Genomic DNA, 20569 nt, shown 5'->3' with positions numbered 1-20569 from the left:
TCGCACCGTCAGCGCATAAAAGAAAACCCGGCGATTGCCGGGTTTCTTTTTTTACATACGCTCTACGGTTTCGATACCCAGAGTATCCAGACCCAGCTTCAGGGTCTTCGCCGTCAGCTGCGCCAGCTTCAGGCGGCTGTTACGGACCGCTTCATTTTCCGCAGACAGAATAGGGCAGTGCTCGTAGAAGCCGGAGAACAGGCCCGCCAGATCGTACAGGTAAGCACACATCACGTGCGGTGTACCGTCACGCGCGACAACCGTCAGCGTCTCTTCGAACTGCAGCAGACGCGCCGCCAGCTGCGCTTCACGATCTTCGCTGAGGGTCACCGTCGCATTCGCCAGCACGCTTTCGTCAATATTGGCTTTACGGAATACGGACAGCACGCGGGTGTAAGCATACTGCATGTATGGCGCGGTATTGCCTTCAAAGGCCAGCATGTTATCCCAGTCGAAGATATAGTCGGTGGTACGGTTCTTGGAAAGATCCGCGTATTTCACCGCACCGATACCCACGGCGTTGGCCAGTTTTTCCAGCTCATCGGCAGGCATATCCGGGTTCTTCTCGGCCACCAGACGGCGGGCGCGTTCCAGCGCTTCGTCCAGCAGATCGGAGAGTTTCACGGTACCGCCCGCGCGGGTTTTGAACGGCTTGCCGTCTTTACCCAGCATCATGCCGAACATGTGGTGTTCCAGCGGCACGCTATCCGGTACGTAACCGGCTTTACGCACAATCGTCCACGCTTGCATCAGGTGCTGGTGCTGACGGGAGTCGATGTAGTACAGCACGCGGTCGGCGTGCAGCGTTTCGTAACGGTATTTCGCGCAGGCGATGTCGGTAGTGGTGTAGAGATAGCCGCCATCCTTTTTCTGGATGATCACGCCCATCGGTTCGCCTTCCTTGTTTTTGTACTCATCAAGGAACACAACCGTTGCGCCTTCGCTCTCAACCGCCAGGTTCTTCGCTTTCAGATCAGCCACAATACCCGGCAGCATTGGGTTGTACAGGCTTTCACCCATCACGTCGTCACGGGTCAGGGTGACGTTAAGACGGTTATAGGTGAGCTGGTTCTGAGACATGGTAATGTCAACCAGCTTGCGCCACATCTCGAGGAAGTATTGATCGCCGCCCTGCAGTTTTACCACGTAGCTGCGCGCGCGTTCGGCAAAGGCTTCGTCTTCGTCGTAGTGTTTTTTGGCTTCGCGATAGAACCCTTCCAGGTCCGCCAGCGCCATTTCACCCGCGTTTTCCTGCTGCTGTTTTTCCAGGTAAGCAATCAGCATACCGAACTGGGTACCCCAGTCGCCCACGTGGTTCGCACGAATCACCTTGTGACCAAGGAATTCGAGCGTACGCACCGCGGCATCACCGATGATGGTGGAGCGCAGGTGGCCAACGTGCATCTCTTTCGCCACGTTCGGAGCGGAGTAGTCGATTACCACGGTCTGCGCTTGTGGCCGGGAAACACCCAGACGGTCAGATTTCAGTGCCGCCTCAACGTGGCTTGCCAGGAACGCAGGATCCAGGAAGATATTAATAAAGCCCGGACCGGCAATTTCAGTTTTGCTGGCAATGCCGGAGAGATCCAGATGCGTCAGTACCTGCTCAGCGAGTTGTCGCGGCGGCATGCCCAGTTTTTTAGCCACTGCCATCACGCCATTAGCCTGATAGTCGCCAAACTGTACTTTTGCTGACTGACGAACCTGCGGTTCGCAATCCGCAGGCGCGCCTGCGGCAATCAGTGCCTGACTGACTTTTTCGGAGAGAAGAGCCTGAATATTCACCTGGATACCTTACGTTTTTGATGCGGGCCTACAACCGCCCGCGCCAGTTAAAGAATTTAGGGCGGGAGTATACTGCAAATGCCTTCTGGCGTCAGCATCGCGGGGGCCGAAGATTGCTCAGAATCCAGGCTAAGAAGGTGTGCATAATCATGCAGTCATAAAAAGCCGTATTCAGCGGTTGGTCAAAACAGGGCAACAGAGTAAATTAGCGGCTTTGCGACACGATAAGAGACTGACTTATGGCGAACTGGCAATCCATTGACGAACTGCATGATATTTCCGCAGATTTACCGCGCTTCACCCAGGCGTTCACAGAACTTGCCACCCGTCTTGGTCTGGATATCGCGCCGCTTGAGGCCGATCACATCTCTTTGCGCTGCCATCAGAATGCGACCGCCGAGCGCTGGCGTCGCGGGTTCGAACAGTGTGGCGAGTTACTCTCTGAGAACATCATTAATAGCCGTCCGATTTGCCTGTTCAAACTGCACCAGCCGGTCTGCGTGGCGCACTGGCAATTTACCGTGGTTGAACTGCCGTGGCCGGGCGAGAAACGCTATCCGCACGAAGGCTGGGAACACATCGAAATTGTCCTGCCGGGTGAGCCTGAAACACTGAACGCGCGCGCGCTGGCGCTGTTATCTGACGAAGGCTTAAGCCAGCCGGGGATTTATGTGAAAACGAGCTCACCCAAAGGCGAACGCGAGCGGTTACCTAACCCGACGCTTGCCGTCACTGACGGACAGGTCACGGTGAAGTTTCATCCGTGGACCATTGAGCAGATTGTTGCCAGTGAAGCGTAAGAGATGTGAGTTCACGCCGGGACTGAAAACGGCCGGCGTGTCATGATGATTCGTTAAGTGGGATTTCAGGAGGATTAAATGGCGCTGCTGGAGATTTGTTGTTACAGCGTGGAGTGTGCCGTGACCGCGCAAAAACACGGAGCTGACCGCATCGAACTGTGTGCGGCACCCAAAGAGGGCGGGCTGACGCCCTCGTACGGCGTGTTGAAGTCTGCCCGTGAGGCCATCACCGTTCCCGTTCACCCGATTATTCGTCCTCGCGGCGGCGATTTTTGTTACACGCCGGGTGAGTTCGGCGCCATGCTTGAAGATATCGCCCTCGTGCGCGATATGGGGTTCCCCGGTCTGGTCATTGGTCTGCTTAATGAAGACGGTGAAATCGATCTGCCGCGTATGCGTCAGGTCATGGACGCCGCGAAAGGAATGGCCGTCACGTTTCATCGTGCGTTTGATATGTGTAAAAACCCCCTGCAAGCCTTTGATACGCTGGGCGAACTGGGCGTGGCGCGCATTCTGACATCCGGGCAGCAGGCGTCTGCTGAAAAAGGACTGCAATTAATTACGGAACTAAAAGCCCATTCCGGTGTTCCAATAATAATGGCGGGTGCGGGAGTCCGTGCCAGCAATCTGGAACGGTTTTTAAACGCCGGGGTTGAAGAGCTGCACAGCTCGGCAGGCAAATGGATGCCGTCGCCCATGCGTTATCGCAATACAGGATTGTCAATGTCGACGGATGCTGAAGCGGATGAGTACTCACGCTACGGTGTAGAGGGAGAGTCGGTTGCGGAAATGAAGTCGCTGATTGAGCGCCATCACGTGTAGCAACGTACCGATTTTTACCGCGCATCATGTCGCCCAATATGATGCTTGCTTGTACCAGGCCCCTGCAATTTCAACAGGGGCCTTTTTTTATTCGCCATTCGCCCCTCTCCCCTGTGGGGAGAGGGTTAGGGTGAGGGGATAAATACTACGGCTTCGTGGCAATCAGCACCGCACGCATCGGGGCCGGATAGCCTTCAATGGTTTTGCTGCGATCGGCCGGGTCGAGGAACTGCTCCAGCGATTCGGTGACCATCCAGTCGGTGCGGCGCTGTTCCTCGATGGAGGTCACGCTGACGTCGGCAATCCGTACATCCACAAACCCGCACTTCTCCAGCCAGTTCTTCAGCGCCAGCGCGGAAGGGATGAAGTAGACGTTGCGCATCTGCGCGTAGCGGTCACCCGGCACCAGAACGGTATTTTCGTCACCTTCCACCACCAGCGTTTCCAGCACCAGTTCACCGCCGCTGACCAGCTGATCCTTAAGCTGCCATAAATGCTCCAGCGGAGAGCGGCGATGGTAAAGCACGCCCATGGAGAACACGGTATCAAAGGCTTTCAGAGCCGGGAGCTGCTCAATGCCCAGCGGCAGCAGGTGCGCGCGCTGGTCGTTACCCAGCAGTTTACGCACCGCTTCAAACTGGCACAGGAAGAGCTGCATCGGGTCAATACCCACTGCCAGATGCGCCCCTGCGCCAATCATGCGCCACATGTGGTAACCGCTGCCGCACCCGACGTCCAGAATGGTGCGCCCGGTCAGGTCGGAAAGATGCGGCAGAACGCGATCCCATTTCCAGTCAGAGCGCCATTCGGTATTGATGTTCACGCCGTAAAGGGAAAATGGCCCTTTACGCCACGGCATCAGGTTACGCATCAGCGTTTCGATGCGGTTGACCTGACCTGCCGGAAGCGGTTCTGCGCTCTCGGCAGTCACACTGTGCAGGAGATCCAGACGATGCGGGGTCAGCTCGGGCAGGTATTCCACCGCATTCGACCACTGTTTTAACAGGCCGTGCTGCTGGTCCCGCTGCCAGGCGGCAATTTGCGCAGGCAGCGTCTCCAGCCAGTGGGAGAGCGGGCTTTTGGCAATCAGCTGATAAAAGTTGCTGAACTCAATCATGCCGCATTCCCCGCTTTCAGCGCCACCAGAGAGCCAAAGTTGAAGCACTGGAACCACAGTTCACTGTGCTCAAAACCGGCCTGACGCAGGCGCGCTTTGTGGGTTTCCACGGAGTCCGTCAGCATCACGTTTTCGAGCATGCTGCGTTTCTGGCTGATCTCCAGCTCGCTGTAGCCGTTCGCACGCTTGAAATCGTGGTGCATATTGAACAGCAGCTCGCCAACCTCGGCATCTTCAAAGCTGAATTTCTCTGAGAGCACCAGCGCGCCGCCAGGATTCAGCCCCTGATAAATTTTGTCCAGCAGACGCTGGCGGTCTTCAGGCACCAGGAACTGCAGGGTGAAATTCAGCACCACCATCGACGCGTTATTGATCTCGATATCACGGATATCGCCTTCCACCACGTCCACCGGAACAGGGGCTTTGTACGCGTCAATATGGCGACGGCAGCGTTCCACCATGGCCGGGGAATTATCGACGGCGATGATCCGACAGCCTTCGTGGTGAACATTACGACGAACCGACAGCGTTGCCGCGCCGAGCGAGCAGCCCAGGTCATAGACCTGCGTGCCGGGTTGAACGAAGCGCTCAGCCAGCATGCCGATCATAGAGATAATATTGGAATAACCGGGAACAGAGCGCTGGATCATATCCGGGAAGACTTCAGCTACCCGTTCATCGAAGGTCCAGTCGCCCAGGCTGGCGATAGGCGCGGAAAAAAGCGTGTCGCGATCTGACATAACGTAAAAATCCGGGAAAAATAAAGTGGCGTATTGTGCGCTAATGGAGGGAGAAAACCAACTCCCACGGCATATACCACAGGTTAGCCAGCACCATCAGCAAAAGTGAACACCAGGTCGCACTCATGCCGGAACGACGCCAGCGGAACAGGCGATGGTGAAAGCCATAATAATGCATTAACCGGCCAGCAATCAGCAGCAGGCCACAGATGTGTACCATCCAGGTTTCTGCGCCATTCATCTCCATAAAAAGCAACAGGATTAATCCCGCGGGGATATATTCAACCGCATTGCCGTGAATGCGGATAGCGCTTTGTAGCTCAGAAAATCCGCCGTCGCCGTAAGAGACGCGGTACTGCGTTCTGAGGCGCACAACATCAAATGAAAACTTAATCAGCAGTAATGCACCTAACACCGCATACAGCGCGCTGACCATACAAACTCCCTGTTTTTGGCAGATGGCACTTCCCTATGATAGGGGGTGATATCAGAAAAGAGAAGATTGTTGTGGAATGGAAGGGGCGCTTCCTACGGCCGGGACCGCAGCCTGCAAGGCCTGCCACAGAGCATCGACCAGTTCGGGTGCCTGGGCGATATCCGGCGTGTGCAAAAAGAGATACGGCGTGGTGGTCTGTTCCCACTTCGCTAATGTCTGCAGCCAGACGGCGAACATCGCCTGGTTTTGCTGCATATTATCGCTGCCGATAAACCTCACCATCGGGTTCTGCGCGGTCACAATGGCGTGAACCGGCACTTTCGGTTTTTTGCGCTGGGCATCCACAATCGCTTCACTGTGCGGGATGGCGCTGTGGACGGGGCGGCTGTCGAGGATCACCCGGTTAACGGAACGCTCAAGCAGGCCGCGATTGAGGGCTTTTTCCGCTTCGCCCTTCGCAAAGAATTGCGGGTGTCGGACTTCGACGCCGTAGGTGAAGTCACGGGGCAGGGCATCCAGGAACTGCCAGAGCGCAGGCAGGTCGCGCGGGGCAAACGTGGCGGGAAGCTGGAGCCAGTACTGACCAATGCGGTTCGCCAGCGGTGACATGCGCGTAAAAAATTCTTCGGTCAACTCTCCGCAGTTGCGCAGCGCGGCCTGGTGGGAAATGGTGGCCGGAAACTTGAAGCAGAAGCGGAAGTCATCCGTCGTTTGTTCCCGCCAGCGCGCAACAACCTCTGCTTTGGGGAGCGCATACAGGGTGGTGTTACCCTCGACACAGTTGAAGTGTCGGGCATACTCCTCAAGGCTGGTGATGCCAAGGCGCACCCATTTCGGGTGCGACCACTGGGGCAAACCCACATACATCATAGCGCGCGTAAAATCTCATCCGTGCTGCGCACGCGGCCAATGCGCGGGAAGATATGGGTCATGCTGCCCTGGTGCTGTTCCGCGGTGGCGGCGCTGCAGGCATCCTCGGCGATCACCAGATTAAAGCCCAGCTCCCATGCGTTACGGGCGGTAGATTCCACGCCGATGTTGGTGGAAATGCCGCACAGAATAACGGTGTCGATGCCGCGACGGCGTAGCTGTAGCTCGAGATCGGTGCCGTAAAATGCGCCCCACTGACGTTTAGTCACTTCAATGTCGCTGTCGCGTTTGCCGAGTGAGGCCGGGTACGTCCACCAGTTTTCCGGCAGGGCACGCGCAGGAGCCTGTGCGTCAACGGGCTGTTTTAACGCTTCGGCGTAATCGGCTGACCAGCCGACACGGACCATAACCACCGGGGCACCGCTGGCGCGGCATTTTTCCGCCAGGCGAGCGGCGCGGCTTACCACGTCGTCCGCGCTGTGCGGGCCACCGGCAAAGGGCAGTATGCCTTCCTGTAAATCAATCACCACAAGCGCGGTTTTGCTGGCATCAAATGTTAACATCGTTACTCCCGTTAAATTAACCACTTCCAGACACCATACGACGTGATGGCCTGTTATCGGTCGGATAATTTTGTTAATTTTTGTGAGAATAGACAATAAGCGTGCAGCAAACGACCGTCTGGCCGTGGTTCGCTCTTATCGTCCGGCGGAATTTCCAGTATAATAGCCGCCTTTTTTCATCCAGTTGTGACATACAGAAAGCTGCGACATAGTAGCCTGCACGCCAGGCGACATTTAGCCTGCGGCTAATTAAGGGATATCTCATGCGTACAGAATATTGCGGGCAGCTGCGTCAGTCCCACGTCGGACAGCAGGTAACCCTGTGTGGTTGGGTCAACCGTCGTCGTGATCTTGGTAGCCTTATCTTCATCGATATGCGCGACCGCGAAGGTATCGTTCAGGTGTTCTTCGATCCGGATCGTGCGGACGCGTTGAAGCTGGCTTCTGAGCTGCGTAATGAGTTCTGCATTCAGGTCACCGGCACCGTACGTGCGCGTGACGAGAAAAACGTCAACGCGGACATGGCGACCGGTGCCATTGAAGTGCTGGCGTCCGATCTGACGATCATCAACCGTGCTGAAGCGCTGCCGCTGGACTCCAACCACGTCAACACTGAAGAAGCGCGTCTGAAATACCGCTATCTGGATCTGCGTCGCCCGGAAATGGCTCAGCGCCTGAAAACCCGTGCGAAAATCACCAGCCTGGTGCGCCGTTTTATGGATGACCACGGTTTCCTCGACATCGAAACCCCGATGCTGACCAAAGCCACGCCGGAAGGCGCGCGCGATTACCTGGTGCCATCCCGCGTTCATAAAGGCAAATTCTACGCGCTGCCACAGTCTCCACAGCTGTTCAAACAGCTGCTGATGATGTCCGGCTTCGATCGCTATTATCAGATCGTGAAATGCTTCCGTGACGAAGACCTGCGTGCTGACCGCCAGCCAGAATTTACCCAGATCGATGTGGAAACCTCCTTCATGACCGCCGAACAGGTGCGTGAAGTGATGGAAGCGCTGGTGCGTAGCCTGTGGAACGACGTGAAAGGCGTTGAACTGGGCGACTTCCCGATCATGACCTTCGCTGAAGCCGAGCGTCGCTACGGCTCTGATAAACCGGACCTGCGTAACCCGATGGAGCTGGTGGACGTGGCGGACCTGGTAAAATCCGTAGAATTTGCGGTCTTTGCCGGCCCGGCTAACGACGCCAAAGGCCGTGTCGCTGCGCTGCGCGTACCGGGCGGTGCGGCACTGAGCCGTAAGCAGATTGACGACTACGGCAACTTCATCAAGATCTACGGCGCGAAAGGTCTGGCTTATATTAAAGTCACCGAGCGCGCGAAAGGCCTGGAAGGGATCACCAGCCCGGTCGCGAAATTCCTGAACGCGGAGATCGTGGAAGCGATCCTTGAGCGCACCGGCGCGCAAGATGGCGATATGATCTTCTTCGGCGCAGATAACAAGAAAATCGTAGCGGATGCGATGGGCGCGCTGCGTCTGAAGCTGGGTAAAGATCTGAACCTGACCGACGAGTCCAAATGGGCGCCGCTGTGGGTGATTGACTTCCCAATGTTCGAAGATGACGGCGAAGGCGGTCTGACCGCGATGCACCACCCGTTCACCTCGCCGAAAGACATGACGGCTGCAGAGCTGAAAGCGGCGCCGGAAGATGCGGTCGCTAACGCTTATGACATGGTTATCAACGGCTACGAAGTGGGCGGCGGTTCCGTGCGTATTCACAGCGGTGAAATGCAGCAGACCGTGTTCGGTATCCTGGGCATCAACGAGCAGGAGCAGCGCGAGAAATTCGGCTTCCTGCTGGACGCGCTGAAATACGGTACGCCTCCGCATGCGGGTCTGGCCTTCGGTCTTGACCGTCTGACCATGCTGCTGACCGGCACCGATAACATCCGTGATGTTATTGCCTTCCCGAAAACCACCGCAGCAGCGTGTCTGATGACCGAAGCGCCAAGCTTTGCCAACCCGGCCGCGCTGGCTGAGCTGGGCATTGACGTGGTGAAGAAGGAAGAGAAAAACTGATATGACATATAAGCTTCCCGTTTCGGTCCTGGTGGTCATCTATGCAGAAGACACGAAGCGGGTGCTGATGTTGCAGCGGCGCGATGACCCTGATTTCTGGCAGTCGGTTACCGGCAGTCTGGAAGAGGGGGAAACCGCGTTGCAGGCCGCCGCGCGCGAAGTAAAGGAAGAGGTCGCCATTGATGTTGCCCGCGAGCAACTGACCCTGAAGGACTGTCAGCGTACGGTGGAGTTTGAAATTTTTAGCCATTTACGTCATCGCTACGCGCCGGGTACCGAGCGCAATACGGAGTCGTGGTTCTGTCTCGCGCTTCCCCATGAGCGGGAGATCGTGTTTACCGAACACCTGACCTACCGCTGGGTGAATGCGGCGGATGCCGCCGCACTGACCAAGTCGTGGAGCAACCGGCAGGCGATTGAAGAATTTGTAATTAACGCAGCCTGAGAAGGCGCGATTTTTGGAGAACTTTTTATGGCAGGTCATAGTAAGTGGGCCAACACCAAACACCGCAAAGCGGCACAGGATGCCAAGCGCGGTAAGATCTTTACTAAAATTATTCGCGAGCTGGTGACTGCAGCACGTCTGGGCGGCGGCGATCCAGCTTCTAACCCGCGTCTGCGCGCGGCGGTGGATAAGGCGCTGTCTAACAACATGACGCGTGACACCCTGAACCGTGCTATCGCACGTGGCGTGGGCGGTGATGAAGACGCGAACATGGAAACCATCATTTATGAAGGTTACGGCCCTGGCGGTACCGCGGTGATGGTTGAATGTCTGTCTGACAACCGTAACCGTACTGTTGCAGAAGTGCGTCATGCCTTCAGCAAATGCGGTGGTAACCTGGGGACTGACGGTTCCGTGGCATACCTGTTCAGCAAAAAAGGCGTCATCTCCTTCGAGAAAGGCGACGAAGATGTGATCATGGAAGCGGCGCTGGAAGCCGGTGCGGAAGACGTCGTGACCTACGATGATGGCGCAATCGATGTTTACACCGCGTGGGAAGAGATGGGTGCGGTGCGTGATGCGCTGGAAGCGGCGGGTCTGAAAGCGGACAACGCTGAAGTCTCCATGATCCCTTCTACCAAAGCAGACATGGATGCGGAAACCGCGCCGAAACTGCTGCGTCTGATCGACATGCTGGAAGACTGTGACGACGTGCAGGAAGTGTATCACAACGGTGAAATCTCTGATGAGGTTGCAGCGACTCTCTGATGAGAGCGTGTAAATCCGTTACAGGAGACGCGTGATGTCGATTATCCTCGGGATTGACCCTGGCTCACGCGTCACCGGTTATGGCGTCATCCGTCAGGTAGGACGCCAGCTAACCTACCTTGGCAGCGGGTGTATTCGCACCAAAGTGGACGATCTGCCGTCACGCCTGAAGCTTATCTATGCAGGCGTAACGGAGATCATCACCCAGTTTCAGCCAGATTATTTCGCCATCGAGCAGGTCTTTATGGCGAAAAACGCCGATTCGGCGTTAAAGCTCGGTCAGGCGCGGGGGGTGGCCATTGTGGCGGCGGTGAACCAGGATTTGCCGGTATTCGAATACGCGGCAAGACAGGTCAAGCAGACGGTGGTGGGGATTGGTAGCGCGGAGAAAAGCCAGGTGCAGCACATGGTGCGGACCTTGCTGAAGCTTCCCGCGAACCCGCAGGCCGACGCCGCGGATGCGCTGGCTATCGCGATTACCCACTGCCACGTCAGCCAGAACGCGATGCAAATGAGCGAGTCGCGGCTCAATCTGGCGCGAGGCAGGTTACGATAATGACAAATCAGGCTGGATGTTTATCCAGCCTTTTTTTATTATGTCGGCAGTTAATTTCTTCCAGAACGCAGGAGCGTCACGTGATAGGCAGACTCAGAGGCATCATCATTGAAAAACAACCCCCGTTAGTGCTGCTGGAAGTGGGTGGCGTGGGCTATGAAGTCCATATGCCGATGACCTGTTTCTACGAGCTGCCGGACGCGGGCAAAGAGGCGATTGTCTTTACCCAGTTTGTGGTGCGTGAAGATGCGCAACTGCTGTACGGTTTCAATAACAAACAGGAACGCACCCTGTTCCGCGAGTTGATTAAAACTAATGGGGTGGGGCCGAAACTGGCGCTGGCAATTTTATCCGGTATGTCAGCTCAGCAGTTTGTGAATGCCGTTGAGCGTGAAGATCCTGCGGCGCTGATTAAACTTCCTGGCATCGGCAAAAAAACCGCCGAGCGCCTGATTGTCGAGATGAAAGACCGCTTTAAAGGACTGCATGGCGATCTCTTCACCCCGGCTGCCGATCTGGTACTGACGTCTCCTGGCGCGCCTGCGACGGATGATGACGCCGAGCAAGAAGCGGTTGCTGCGCTGGTGGCGCTGGGCTATAAACCTCAGGAGGCCAGCCGTATGGTGAGCAAAATTGCCAAACCGGATGCCAGCAGTGAAACCCTGATTCGTGAAGCGCTGCGCGCTGCATTGTGAGGTAAAGGATGATTGAAGCAGATCGCCTGGTATCGGCAGGCACCCTTCAGGCAGAAGATGTGGTGGATCGCGCGATCCGCCCGAAACTGCTTGATGAGTATATCGGCCAGCCGCAGGTCCGTTCCCAGATGGAAATTTTCATCCAGGCGGCAAAACTGCGCGGCGATGCGCTCGATCACCTGCTGATCTTTGGCCCTCCGGGGTTGGGGAAAACCACGCTGGCGAATATCGTCGCCAATGAGATGGGCGTCAACCTGCGTACCACCTCCGGCCCGGTGCTGGAGAAGGCGGGCGATCTGGCGGCGATGCTGACCAACCTCGAACCGCATGACGTGCTGTTTATTGATGAGATCCACCGCCTGTCACCGGTCGTGGAAGAGGTGCTCTATCCGGCGATGGAAGATTACCAGCTGGATATCATGATCGGTGAAGGGCCGGCTGCGCGCTCCATCAAAATCGACCTCCCGCCGTTTACCCTGATTGGTGCCACCACCCGTGCCGGGTCGTTAACCTCTCCGCTGCGTGACCGCTTTGGTATCGTGCAGCGCCTGGAGTTTTATCAGGTGCCGGACCTGCAACATATTGTGGGACGCAGCGCGCGCTACATGGGGCTGGATATGAGCGAAGAAGGGGCGTTTGAAGTGGCGAAGCGCTCCCGTGGCACGCCGCGTATCGCTAACCGTCTGCTGCGCCGCGTGCGCGACTTTGCTGAAGTAAAGCATGATGGCACGATTTCAGCCGAGATTGCCGCGCAGGCGCTGGATATGCTGAACGTTGATGCTGAAGGTTTTGACTATATGGACCGCAAGCTGCTGCTGGCGGTGCTGGACAAGTTCTTTGGCGGTCCGGTCGGGCTGGATAACCTGGCGGCGGCGATCGGTGAAGAGCGCGAAACGATCGAAGATGTGCTTGAGCCGTATCTCATTCAGCAGGGGTTCCTGCAGCGCACCCCGCGTGGACGCATGGCAACAGTGCGGGCGTGGAATCATTTCGGTATTACGCCACCGGCAATGCCGTAATGCGTAATTCCCTCTCCCCATGGGAGAGGGTCAGGGTGAGGGCATCAGCGCCCTCGATGTTAACTTGCCGTCTTCTTCATCATACTGAAGATAAACAACACCGCCGCACTCAGTACTACGGACGGCCCCGCAGGCGTATCATAGAACGCCGAGAAGGTTAATCCCCCCGTCACGGCAATCATGCCGACGACAACCGCCACGCCGGCCATCTGTTCCGGCGTACGCGCAAAACGACGTGCCGTGGCGGCCGGAATAATCAGCAGTGAGGTGATAATCAGCGCACCAACGAATTTCATCGCCACGCCTATGGTTAACGCCGTCACCAGCATCAGCAGCAGTTTTACACGCTGCAGCTTCACGCCGTCGACAAACGCCAGATCGGGGCTGACGGTCATCGCCAGCAGATTACGCCACTGCCAGAGCAAAATCCCCAGGACCACGATCACGCCAATGGCGATAGCGATCAGATCCTCCGGCGTCACGGCCAGCAGGTCGCCGAACAGGTAGGCCATCAGATCGACACGGATATTCGACATCAGACTGACCACCACCAGACCCAGGGACAGGGCGCTGTGCGCCATGATGCCCAGCAGCGTGTCGATGGCAAGGTGAGGACGTTTTTCCAGCCAGACCAGACCGGCCGCGAGCAGCAGCGTGACGACAATCACCGCATAGAAGGGATTTACATCCAGCAGCAGGCCAAAGGCAACGCCCAACAGAGACGCATGCGCCAGAGTATCACCGAAATAGGACATTCTGCGCCACACCACAAACGAGCCCAGCGGCCCCGCGGCGCAGGCAAGCATAATCCCGGCCAGCCAGCCGGGCAGTAATAATTCAATCATGAGTGTCCATTTCCCCGACGCAGAACGATTCGTCCCTGTAAATCATGGCGATGATTATGATGATGGCGATAAATGCCCAGCTGTTCAGCGCCGCGAGGGCCGAACATGGAGATAAATTCCGGATGCATTGATACCACTTCAGGCGTGCCGGAACAGCAGATATGATGGTTGAGGCACAGCACTTCATCGGTTTTCGCCATCACCAGATGTAAATCGTGGGAGACCATCAGCACCGCGCAGTTCAGTTCCCGGCGCAGCTGGTCGATGAGGTCGTACAGCGCGACCTGGCCGTTAACATCCACCCCCTGGGTGGGCTCATCCAGGACCAGCAGCTGTGGGCTGCTCAACAGCGCGCGGGCAAGTAAAACACGTTGCGTTTCGCCGCCGGAAAGTTTTTGCAGCGGCGCATCGATAAGATGACCCGCCTGCACGCGTTTCAGTGCCGGGAGAATATCCGCTTTCCGCGTGCCGGGACGCAAACGCAGGAAACGGCTGACCGTCAGGGGCAGCGTGGCATCGAGGTGAAGTTTTTGCGGCACATAGCCGATTCGCAATTTTTCCTCTCGCGCGATCACGCCTTCATCGGGGACGACCAGACCCAGCACCACGCGCACCAGGGTCGATTTACCTGCGCCATTGGGGCCGAGCAGCGTTAGAATTTTACCGGGCTTCAGATCCAGCGACACGTCAGAGAGGACGCGGCGCTGACCAAATGAGACCGAAATATTTTCAAGAGAAACCAATGTCGTCATGTCATTTTAAGCTTGAAGAAGTCAACGAATGTTATAATATCACATTTCACGCATTCACTACGATGATTAGTCGCATTATGTTACATAAAAATACGCTTCTTTTCGCAGCATTATCCGCTGCCCTTTGGGGTACAACCGCACAAGATGTTAACGCTGCCGTTGTCGCTTCGCTTAAACCGCTCGGGTTCATCGCGTCGGCCATTGCTGATGGGGTGACACAGACTGAGGTTTTACTCCCGGATGGGGCATCTGAGCATGACTATTCCCTGCGCCCTTCGGATGTAAAACGCTTACAAAACGCAGACTTAGTGGTCTGGATTGGACCAGAAATGGAAGCGTTTATGCAGAAGTCGGCCAAACAGATCGCGGGTGAAAAACAGGTCGCAATTGCCACACTTCCCGGAGTGAAACCGCTGCTCATGAAAGGCGCGGATGACGACGGTGACGAACATGACCATCATCATGCTGACAGTGAAAAAGGTGATGAGGATCACCATCACGGCGAGTACAACATGCATCTTTGGCTTTCCCCAGAGATAGCGCGGCTTTCGGCGGTTGCAATCCATGACAAATTAGTGGAACTTATGCCGCAAAGTCGAGCCAAACTTGACGCCAACCTGAAGGATTTTGAGGCACAATTAGCCGCAACCGATAAGCAGGTAGGTAATGAGCTCGCACCGTTGAAAGGAAAAGGGTATTTCGTTTTTCATGACGCCTACGGCTATTACGAAAAACACTACGGCCTGACCCCGCTGGGTCACTTCACCGTCAACCCTGAAATTCAGCCTGGTGCGCAGCGTTTACATGAAATCAGAACACAGCTGGTTGAGCAAAAAGCAACATGCGTTTTTGCTGAGCCACAGTTCAGGCCAGCGGTCGTAGAAGCCGTGGCCAGGGGGACATCCGTGCGCATGGGGACCCTTGACCCGCTAGGAACGAATATCCAGTTGAGCAAAGCGAGCTATTCGCAGTTCCTCAGCCAACTGGCGAACCAGTATGCGAGCTGCCTGAAAGGAGATTAACGAGGAAGTGAATACGTGCAACAGATAGCCCGCTCTGTCGCTCTGGCATTTAACAATCTGCCTCGACCCCACCGCGTTATGCTGGGGTCGCTTACAGTTCTCACCTTAGCGGTCGCCGTCTGGCGGCCCTATGTTTACCACCCGAGTTCTGCCCCTATCATCAAAACCATAGAGCTTGAGAAGAGCGAAATCCGTTCTTTGCTGCCTGAAGCCAGTGAACCGATTGACCAGGCGGCCCAGGAAGATGAAGCCATCCCGCAGGATGAGCTGGACGATAAAACCGAAAACGAAGCGGGTATCCACGAATACGTTGTTTCAACCGGGGACACGCTCAGCAGCGTGCTGAACCAGTACGGCATCGACATGGGCAATATCAGCCAGCTGGCGGCTGCTGATAAAGATCTTCGCAACCTGAAAATTGGGCAACAGCTCTCCTGGACATTAACCGCGGACGGGGATTTGCAACGCCTGACCTGGGAAATGTCCCGCCGTGAAACCCGCACCTACGATCGCACTGCAAACGGTTTCAAGATGACCAGCGAAATGCAGAAGGGCGACTGGGTTAACAGCGTACTGAAAGGTACCGTGGGCGCGAGCTTTGTCTCCAGCGCGCGCGATGCAGGATTGACCAGCGCTGAAATCAGTTCGGTGATTAAAGCCATGCAGTGGCAAATGGATTTCCGCAAACTGAAGAAGGGCGATGAGTTTTCCGTCCTGATGTCCCGCGAAATGCTGGATGGCAAGCGCGAACAAAGCCAGCTGCTGGGGGTACGTCTGCGCTCCGAGGGCAAAGATTACTACGCGATCCGCGCCGAAGACGGTAAGTTCTATGACCGCACCGGTACGGGACTTGCGAAAGGTTTCCTGCGCTTCCCGACAGCCAAACAGTTCCGTGTCTCCTCTAACTTTAACCCGCGTCGCCTGAACCCGGTCACCGGACGCGTCGCGCCGCACCGTGGCGTTGACTTCGCTATGCCGCAGGGTACGCCGGTACTGGCGGTAGGGGATGGTGAAGTGGTGGTCGCCAAACGTAGCGGTGCAGCCGGTTATTATGTCGCGGTGCGTCATGGCCGTACGTATACCACTCGCTATATGCACCTGCGTAAGCTGCTGGTCAAACCGGGCCAGAAAGTGAAGCGTGGCGACCGTATCGCCATCTCCGGCAATACCGGACGTTCCACCGGCCCGCACCTGCACTATGAAGTGTGGATCAACCAGCAAGCGGTGAACCCGCTGACGGCGAAACTGCCGCGCACTGAAGGCCTGACGGGTAAAGATCGTACTGATTACCTGGCGCAGGTAAAAGAGGTGGTGCCGCAGCTGAGCTTAAACTAAGCTTCCTGTTTTTGTTAAAAAAGCCGGCGTCAGTATGCGCCGGCTTTTTCTTTTGTGCGTGGGCGACTGCCTCGCTACACTATCTGCATTAAATTTTGCGTCATCAGACCCTGGATCCAGCATGGAAACCCAAAAAAACAATATTGAATACATTCCTGAGTTTGAAAAATCCTTTCGTCATCCGCGCAACTGGGGCGCCTGGCTTGGCGTTTACGCCTTTGCGGGCATCGCGATGCTGCCGGCCTCCGTTCGCGATCCTGTGCTGGGCAAAATAGGCCGACTGGCCGGACGCTTAGGCAAAAGCGCCCGTCGCCGCGCGCAAATTAACCTCTATTACTGCTTCCCGGAAAAGAGCGATGCCGAGCGCGAGGCCATTATTGACGCAATGTATACCACCGCCCCGCAGGCAATGGCGATGATGGCTGAGCTGGCGCTGAAAGGGCCGGAGAAAGTCATGGAGCGCGTTGACTGGAAAGGGCTGGAGATTATCGACGAGATGCGACGCAACGAGGAGAAAGTCATTTTTCTCGTTCCGCACGGCTGGGGCGTGGATATTCCTGCCATGCTGATGGCCTCTCAGGGTCAGAAGATGGCGGCAATGTTCCACAACCAGGGCAACAAGATCTTCGATTACGTCTGGAATACCGTACGTCGTCGTTTTGGTGGCCGCCTGCATGCGCGAAATGACGGTATTAAACCGTTTATTCAGTCTGTGCGTCAGGGATACTGGGGCTACTATTTGCCGGATCAGGACCACGGCCCGGAGCACAGTGAGTTTGTGGAGTTCTTCGGAACCTATAAGGCGACTCTGCCCGCGATTGGCCGCCTGATGAAAGTGTGCCGCGCCCGCGTGATACCGCTTTTCCCGACCTACGATGGCAATACCCATCGCCTGAGCATTGAGGTGCGTCCGCCGATGGACGATCTGCTCACCGCGGACGATCGCACCATCGCCCGTCGCATGAATGAAGAGGTGGAGATTCTGGTGGGACCGCATGCTGAGCAGTACACGTGGATCCTGAAGTTGCTCAAAACGCGTAAGCCAGGTGAAAAAGAGCCGTATAAACGCAAAGAGCTGTATCCAAAGAAATAAAAAACACCCCTCACCCTGTCCCTCTCCCCACTGTACAGTCCGGGGACATGGTAGACAGGTGTTCGGGGACATGGTGAACACTTTTTAACATCCTTTACCCATGGTGATCGACTTTTTCTTCAGGTCGATCACCCCCACTTTCGTGCTGTACCACCACACTTCATAGCAGCCATCCTCCTGCGTCTCCTTCAGTCCGACCCGTTCTCCCCTGAACGCTTTACCCGCGCTCAGACTTACCCCTTTCACGCTCAGCTTTCCGCTGATATCCACTTTCCTGACCATCACGCCCTCGTCGTATTCCGGGGGCGTTGTGTTGCCGCTGTACCGTCGCGATGACGGCTGATACCGCGAGCCCGGTACCGCCATATCCAGCGCCTCATGCGGGCGTTCAAGGTTATAGACCGTCCGCCAGTGGTCGAAGGCGCGCTGCAGTTCACCGCTGTCCGCGAACCACTTCCCCTGAAGCATTTCCGCCTTCAGGCTGCGGTGAAAACGCTCCAGCTTGCCCTGCGTCTGCGGATGATACGGCCGGGAGTGCCCCACCCGGATACCCTGGCGCATCAGCCACAGCTCCAGCGCCGTCCAGGTGCCGGTGGTGTCTCCCCACGGTGAGCCGTTATCCATCGTCATCCTGTCCGGCAGGCCGTAGCGTTCAAACACGCTGACCAGCTGCTGCTGCACGGTCTCTCGACGTTCATCGTTACAGTGCACCAGGCACAGGGAAAAACGGGAGTGGTCGTCCAGCAAAGTGAGCGGATGGCAGCGGCCACCGCCAAAGGGAAAGTGGCCCTTAAAATCCATCTGCCAGAGCCGGTTGGGCGCGTCATGTTCGAACCGTCCCGTGGCGGGAATGCCCGGTGAAGTGCCCGGCAGCAGGCCGTGACGGGCCATCAGGGTATGAACGGTGCTGAAGGCGGGCATGGTGTGCCCCTGGTCTTCCAGCCAGCGTTTAATCTTGCGGGCTCCCCAGCGTTGATGACGGTCATGGGCCATGCGCAGCAGGGCAGTGATGTCGTCAGATGAGCGGTTCGGGGAATGGTGCGGTATGCGCGGGCGGTCCTGAAGGCCGGAGGCCCCTTCCTCCGCCCAGCGACGAAGCCACTTGTAGCCGGTGGCAGGTGAAATGCCGAAGCGACGGCAGAGGGAACGGATGTTCGCCCCGTCCTGCGAGGCGAACAAAACAAACTCGGTACGTAATGACATGGTATCTCTCGCATCCCAGGGCATAAGCGACTCCATAAACGGGTTCTTATGCCTTAGTTGTAAGTGTCTACCATGTCCCCGAACAAGCGTTCACTATGTCCCCGGACCGTACACCCCACAGGGGAGAGGGGATCGCACATTTCCGTTATTATTCGACTGTGAGTACGCGCGTGGTGTTGGTTGAGCCGATAGTGCTCATCACATCACCCTGGGTCACGATAACGATATCACCAGAGACCAGATAACCTTTGTCGCGCAGCAGGTTTACGGCATCGTGCGCCGCGGCCACGCCGTCATTGGTGCTGTCGAAGTGTACCGGCGTCACACCGCGGTACAGCGCCGTCAGGTTCAGCGTACGTTCGTGACGAGACATGGCGAAGATCGGCAGGCCGGAGCTGATACGCGAGGTCATCAGCGCAGTACGGCCGGATTCGGTCATGGTGATGATCGCCGTTACGCCTTTAAGGTGGTTCGCGGCATACATGGCGGACATGGCAATCGCTTCTTCCACGTTGTCGAACTGCACGTCCAGACGGTGTTTAGAGACGTTGATGCTCGGGATCTTTTCAGCGCCCAGGCAGACGCGCGCCATGGCGGCCACGGTCTCTGCAGGGTACTGACCCGCAGCGGTTTCCGCCGAGAGCATCACCGCATCGGTACCGTCCAGCACGGCGTTGGCCACGTCCATAACTTCCGCACGGGTTGGCATCGGGTTGGTGATCATGGATTCCATCATCTGAGTGGCGGTGATCACCGCGCGGTTCAGCTGACGTGCGCGACGGATCAGCGCTTTCTGGATCCCGACCAGCTCAGGGTCACCGATTTCCACACCCAGGTCGCCGCGCGCAACCATCACTACGTCAGACGCGAGGATCACATCGTCCATGGCATCCTGATCGCAAACGGCTTCCGCACGCTCAACTTTCGCAACGATTTTGGCATCACAACCAGCATCACGTGCCAGACGACGCGCATAGTTCAGGTCTTCGCCGCAGCGCGGGAAGGAGACCGCCAGGTAGTCAACGCCAATCAGCGCCGCGGTCACGATGTCTGCTTTGTCTTTGTCGGTCAGCGCTTCCGCAGAGAGACCACCGCCCAGTTTGTTGATGCCTTTATTGTTGGAGAGTGGACCGCCGACGGTGACTTCGGTGAACACCTTCATGCCCTGAACTTCCAGCACCTTCAGCTGTACGCGACCGTCGTCGAGCAGCAGGATATCGCCCGGTACCACGTCCGCTGGCAGGCCTTTATAGTCGATACCGACTTTCTCTTTATCGCCTTCGCCTTTGCCCAGGTTGGCATCAAGCAGGAACTTATCACCAATATTGAGGAAAACTTTCCCCTCTTTAAAGGTTGAAACACGAATCTTAGGACCCTGCAAATCGCCAAGGATAGCGACGTGGCGGCCCAGTTTTGCTGCGATTTCACGCACTTTATCGGCACGTAATTTATGGTCTTCTGGCGTACCGTGAGAGAAGTTCATACGCACCACGTTGGCGCCAGCGGCGATAATTTTCTCGAGATTATTATCACGATCGGTGGCCGGGCCTAAGGTGGTTACGATCTTGGTTCTGCGAAGCCTTCTGGACATGTAATACTCCGTTGACTGAAACAACTTTGGTGTTGCGTGAACATTGAATCGGCCATCATCTGCCGCAAGGCAGCAG

General features: G+C 56.6%; 21 protein-coding genes. 11 read left to right on the top strand and 10 right to left on the bottom strand.

What is annotated here, in order from left to right; all coding sequences use genetic code 11:
* Positions 1 to 51: 51 nt before the first annotated feature.
* Positions 52 to 1785 (bottom strand): arginine--tRNA ligase, encoded by a 1734-nt coding sequence (argS, locus tag SP99_RS13920; protein WP_047958966.1) that lies wholly within the window; start codon positions 1783 to 1785, stop codon positions 52 to 54.
* Between the two features lie 239 nt (positions 1786 to 2024).
* Between argS and SP99_RS13915 the strand changes: the two genes are divergently transcribed.
* Both SP99_RS13915 and cutC read left to right on the top strand, forming a co-directional pair.
* Positions 2025 to 2585, top strand: coding sequence for a VOC family protein (locus tag SP99_RS13915; protein WP_047958965.1), 561 nt, complete (start codon positions 2025 to 2027; stop codon positions 2583 to 2585).
* Positions 2586 to 2663: 78 nt separating this feature from the next.
* Positions 2664 to 3407 (top strand): copper homeostasis protein CutC, encoded by a 744-nt coding sequence (cutC, locus tag SP99_RS13910; protein ID WP_047958964.1) that lies wholly within the window; start codon positions 2664 to 2666, stop codon positions 3405 to 3407.
* 145 nt (positions 3408 to 3552) lie between these two features.
* Here the strand turns inward: cutC and cmoB are convergent, their stop codons facing one another.
* Genes cmoB through SP99_RS13885 form a run of 5 tightly spaced genes read right to left on the bottom strand, consistent with a single transcriptional unit; the run spans position 3553 to position 7133 of the window.
* Positions 3553 to 4524, bottom strand: coding sequence for a tRNA 5-methoxyuridine(34)/uridine 5-oxyacetic acid(34) synthase CmoB (gene cmoB / locus SP99_RS13905; RefSeq protein ID WP_025756932.1), 972 nt, complete (start codon positions 4522 to 4524; stop codon positions 3553 to 3555).
* Positions 4521 to 5264 (bottom strand): carboxy-S-adenosyl-L-methionine synthase CmoA, encoded by a 744-nt coding sequence (gene cmoA, locus SP99_RS13900; protein WP_025756931.1) that lies wholly within the window; start codon positions 5262 to 5264, stop codon positions 4521 to 4523. Before cmoA ends, cmoB begins: the two co-directional genes overlap by 4 nt.
* A 40-nt stretch (positions 5265 to 5304) precedes the next feature.
* The gene (locus SP99_RS13895; protein ID WP_025756930.1) at positions 5305 to 5700 is read right to left on the bottom strand and encodes an MAPEG family protein; all 396 of its coding nucleotides are present in this window, start codon (positions 5698 to 5700) and stop codon (positions 5305 to 5307) included.
* Positions 5701 to 5751: 51 nt separating this feature from the next.
* Complete coding sequence (locus SP99_RS13890; protein WP_047958963.1) at positions 5752 to 6570, bottom strand: DUF72 domain-containing protein; 819 nt, start codon at positions 6568 to 6570, stop codon at positions 5752 to 5754.
* Positions 6567 to 7133 (bottom strand): hydrolase, encoded by a 567-nt coding sequence (locus SP99_RS13885; RefSeq protein ID WP_047958962.1) that lies wholly within the window; start codon positions 7131 to 7133, stop codon positions 6567 to 6569. The genes SP99_RS13890 and SP99_RS13885 overlap by 4 nt, the downstream gene beginning before the upstream one ends.
* Positions 7134 to 7396: 263 nt before the next feature.
* On the opposite strand from SP99_RS13885, the gene aspS reads away from it, so the two are divergent.
* From aspS to ruvB, 6 genes are all read left to right on the top strand, one after another.
* Entirely contained in the window at positions 7397 to 9169 is a 1773-nt protein-coding gene (gene aspS / locus SP99_RS13880) for an aspartate--tRNA ligase (protein ID WP_045286368.1), read from the top strand.
* Between the two features lies 1 nt (position 9170).
* Positions 9171 to 9614 carry a dihydroneopterin triphosphate diphosphatase gene (gene nudB / locus SP99_RS13875; protein WP_025756926.1) on the top strand — a complete coding sequence of 148 codons (444 nt, stop codon included), beginning with the start codon at positions 9171 to 9173 and terminating at the stop codon, positions 9612 to 9614.
* 27 nt (positions 9615 to 9641) lie between these two features.
* The gene (locus SP99_RS13870; RefSeq protein ID WP_045286369.1) at positions 9642 to 10382 is read left to right on the top strand and encodes a YebC/PmpR family DNA-binding transcriptional regulator; all 741 of its coding nucleotides are present in this window, start codon (positions 9642 to 9644) and stop codon (positions 10380 to 10382) included.
* Between the two features lie 34 nt (positions 10383 to 10416).
* The gene (gene ruvC, locus SP99_RS13865; RefSeq protein WP_014832404.1) at positions 10417 to 10938 is read left to right on the top strand and encodes a crossover junction endodeoxyribonuclease RuvC; all 522 of its coding nucleotides are present in this window, start codon (positions 10417 to 10419) and stop codon (positions 10936 to 10938) included.
* A gap of 80 nt (positions 10939 to 11018) precedes the next feature.
* Entirely contained in the window at positions 11019 to 11633 is a 615-nt protein-coding gene (ruvA, locus tag SP99_RS13860; RefSeq protein ID WP_025756925.1) for a Holliday junction branch migration protein RuvA, read from the top strand.
* An 8-nt stretch (positions 11634 to 11641) separates the two neighbouring features.
* Positions 11642 to 12652 (top strand): Holliday junction branch migration DNA helicase RuvB, encoded by a 1011-nt coding sequence (gene ruvB / locus SP99_RS13855; RefSeq protein ID WP_025756924.1) that lies wholly within the window; start codon positions 11642 to 11644, stop codon positions 12650 to 12652.
* A gap of 59 nt (positions 12653 to 12711) precedes the next feature.
* On the opposite strand, the gene znuB is transcribed toward ruvB, so the two are convergent.
* Together znuB and znuC are read right to left on the bottom strand one after the other, a co-directional pair.
* Positions 12712 to 13497: a zinc ABC transporter permease subunit ZnuB gene (gene znuB, locus SP99_RS13850; RefSeq protein ID WP_047958961.1), complete on the bottom strand. Its 786-nt coding sequence runs from the start codon at positions 13495 to 13497 to the stop codon at positions 12712 to 12714.
* Entirely contained in the window at positions 13494 to 14249 is a 756-nt protein-coding gene (gene znuC, locus SP99_RS13845; RefSeq protein ID WP_047958960.1) for a zinc ABC transporter ATP-binding protein ZnuC, read from the bottom strand. Before znuC ends, znuB begins: the two co-directional genes overlap by 4 nt.
* 77 nt (positions 14250 to 14326) lie before the next feature.
* Here znuC and znuA point away from each other — a divergent pair, with 77 nt between their 5' ends.
* The 3 genes from znuA (at position 14327) to lpxM (ending at position 17699) form a co-directional block, all read left to right on the top strand.
* Positions 14327 to 15271 carry a zinc ABC transporter substrate-binding protein ZnuA gene (gene znuA / locus SP99_RS13840; RefSeq protein ID WP_047959829.1) on the top strand — a complete coding sequence of 315 codons (945 nt, stop codon included), beginning with the start codon at positions 14327 to 14329 and terminating at the stop codon, positions 15269 to 15271.
* A gap of 15 nt (positions 15272 to 15286) precedes the next feature.
* Entirely contained in the window at positions 15287 to 16606 is a 1320-nt protein-coding gene (mepM, locus tag SP99_RS13835; protein WP_025756921.1) for a murein DD-endopeptidase MepM, read from the top strand.
* 121 nt (positions 16607 to 16727) lie between these two features.
* Complete coding sequence (gene lpxM / locus SP99_RS13830; RefSeq protein WP_047958959.1) at positions 16728 to 17699, top strand: lauroyl-Kdo(2)-lipid IV(A) myristoyltransferase; 972 nt, start codon at positions 16728 to 16730, stop codon at positions 17697 to 17699.
* An 84-nt stretch (positions 17700 to 17783) separates the two neighbouring features.
* Here the strand turns inward: lpxM and SP99_RS13825 are convergent, their stop codons facing one another.
* Both SP99_RS13825 and pyk read right to left on the bottom strand, forming a co-directional pair.
* Positions 17784 to 18926: an IS481 family transposase gene (locus SP99_RS13825; protein WP_047958958.1), complete on the bottom strand. Its 1143-nt coding sequence runs from the start codon at positions 18924 to 18926 to the stop codon at positions 17784 to 17786.
* 124 nt (positions 18927 to 19050) lie between these two features.
* A complete protein-coding gene (pyk, locus tag SP99_RS13820; RefSeq protein WP_020883399.1) occupies positions 19051 to 20493 on the bottom strand; it encodes a pyruvate kinase in 1443 nt (480 codons plus the stop codon).
* Positions 20494 to 20569 lie beyond the last annotated feature (76 nt).

It is taken from the genome of Enterobacter sp. BIDMC92, from assembly GCF_001030225.1.
In the GTDB taxonomy this organism is placed as follows: Bacteria; Pseudomonadota; Gammaproteobacteria; order Enterobacterales; family Enterobacteriaceae; genus Enterobacter; species Enterobacter sichuanensis.
This window is presented reverse-complemented; position numbering and strand designations above follow the sequence as displayed.